The organism is Arcicella sp. GW458-12-2-14-TSB2 (genome assembly GCF_059423785.1).
Genome location: NZ_JBWKYN010000329.1, coordinates 1 through 2,048 on the forward strand (window position 1 = coordinate 1; position 2,048 = coordinate 2,048).

1 protein-coding gene is annotated in these 2,048 nt (G+C 34.4%); it reads right to left on the bottom strand.

Going from position 1 to position 2,048, the window contains the following annotated elements; translation table 11 throughout:
- Nucleotides 1–252: 252 nt before the first annotated feature.
- Nucleotides 253–1,893, bottom strand: a complete 1,641-nt coding sequence (locus AC07XN_RS24195) for an ABC-F family ATP-binding cassette domain-containing protein (RefSeq protein ID WP_494744907.1) — start codon at nt 1,891–1,893, stop codon at nt 253–255.
- Nucleotides 1,894–2,048 lie beyond the last annotated feature (155 nt).

Here is a 2,048-nt window from a genome sequence, read left to right on the forward strand (position 1 = left end):
GCAAAATTTGAAATCTTTGAATTTATACTCGTTCTTACTTTTTGCCTTGATGCAAAAAGTAACCGCAACGGCGGACCGTAAAAAAATCAAGAATTCCTAATCGCATCGGCGAACCGACTCACTTCGCTCAAACAGTAGGAATTCGTTATGCATCAATCACAAAAAAGCGGTCAGAATTAATTTCTTGACCGCTTTTTTTATGATTTTAAATTTAGGGATAACTTATATTTTAGTATTCATTATTATCTATACTTACTTCTCTTTACGCTCAATCTCTCTAAGGTTTTCTAATTTTTTATTTCTAAGAAAACCAGTGATGTCTTCAAAATGTTCTTTTACTCGTTTGTTTCCAAATTCAAATACTTTGGTAGCAAGTCCGTCTAAGAAATCCCTATCGTGAGAAATCAAGATAATCGTGCCTTCAAAACTCTTTAAAGCATCCTTTAAAATATCTTTCGTTTTTAAATCCAAATGGTTTGTAGGTTCATCCAGAATCAACAAATTCACAGGTTCTAACAATAATTTCACCATTGCCAAACGTGTTTTTTCTCCTCCAGACAATACCCTTACTTTTTTATTGACACTATCTCCACCAAACATAAATGCACCAAGAATGTCTTTGATTTTGGTACGTACTTCGCCAACGGCAATGTTATCAATGGTTTGGAAAACTGTTAAATCTTCATCCAATAAAGATGCTTGGTTCTGTGCAAAGTAACCAATCATTGAATTATGCCCCAATTTTAAGTCTCCTTCAAAAGGAATTTCGCCCATAATGGCTTTTACCATCGTTGATTTACCTTCTCCATTCTTTCCTACAAAAGCTATTTTCTCCCCTCTTTCAATAGTTATTGAAGCATCTTTAAATACTACATGGTCACCGTAGCTTTTACTTACTTGATCGACAATGACAGGATAATTTCCTGAACGAGGAGCAGGTGGAAATTTAAGATTTAGAGCCGAAGTATCTATTTCGTCTACCTCTACAATCTCTATCTTCTCCAACATTTTTACCCTTGATTGAACCTGCAAAGTTTTAGAATAAGTCCCTTTGAAACGGTCGATAAACTCTTGGGTTTCAGCAATCATTTTTTGCTGGTCATTGAATTGCTTTTGTTGTTGTTCCTGACGCTCTTTTCTGAGTTGTAAATACTGAGAATAGTTTACTTTGTAGTCATAAATACGTCCCATTGTCAACTCAATGGTACGGTTAGTAATATTATCTACAAAAGCTCTATCGTGAGAAATAACAATAACGGCTTTAGCATTATTAATCAAGAAATCCTCTAACCACTGAATCGACTCTATGTCCATGTGGTTGGTCGGCTCATCTAGTAATATCAAGTCTGGATTTTGTAATAAGATTTTTGCTAATTCGATTCTCATACGCCATCCCCCGCTAAATTCGCTAGTTTGACGAGTGAAATCCGAACGTAAAAACCCTAAACCCAACAAGGTTTTTTCTACTTCTGCATCAAAATTGATTTCTTCAATAGAATAATATTTTTCACTCAATTCAGATACCTTTTCGATGATGTGCATATACTCATCTGATTCATAATCAGTACGTGTTTCTAATTGAGTATTTAATTCGTCTATCTCTGCTTTCATATTCAACACTGTAGAGAACGCTTTTGAGGTTTCTTCAAAAACAGTACTGTTATCTTCTGTAAGCAAGTGCTGAGGTAAATAAGCAATTACTGCATCATTAGGCGCAGATATTTTTCCTTTGGTAGGCTTATCAACACCAGCTATGATTTTTAGGAGGGTAGATTTTCCCGCTCCATTTTTTCCCATTAGGGCAACTTTATCTTTGTCGTTGATGTTGAAAGTGACATCACTAAAAAGAGCTCTTCCACCGAACTCTACCGCTACGTTATCTATTGAAATCATTTTATTTTATTATGAAATACAAAGATAAGGAAAGTTTTTTTGAGTGAGGAGTTTTGAGTTTTGAATGCTGAGTGACAAATTCTGATTATCTAATATGAATAGAAATCATAATCATTTACTAATGCCAATGACAACTATGTAAATATGTATTTCTC

Coding starts and splice junctions, on each gene's coding strand:
- AC07XN_RS24195 (WP_494744907.1), bottom strand. CDS start 1,893: ATGATTTCAATAGATAACGTAGCGGTAGAGTTCGGTGGAAGAGCTCTT.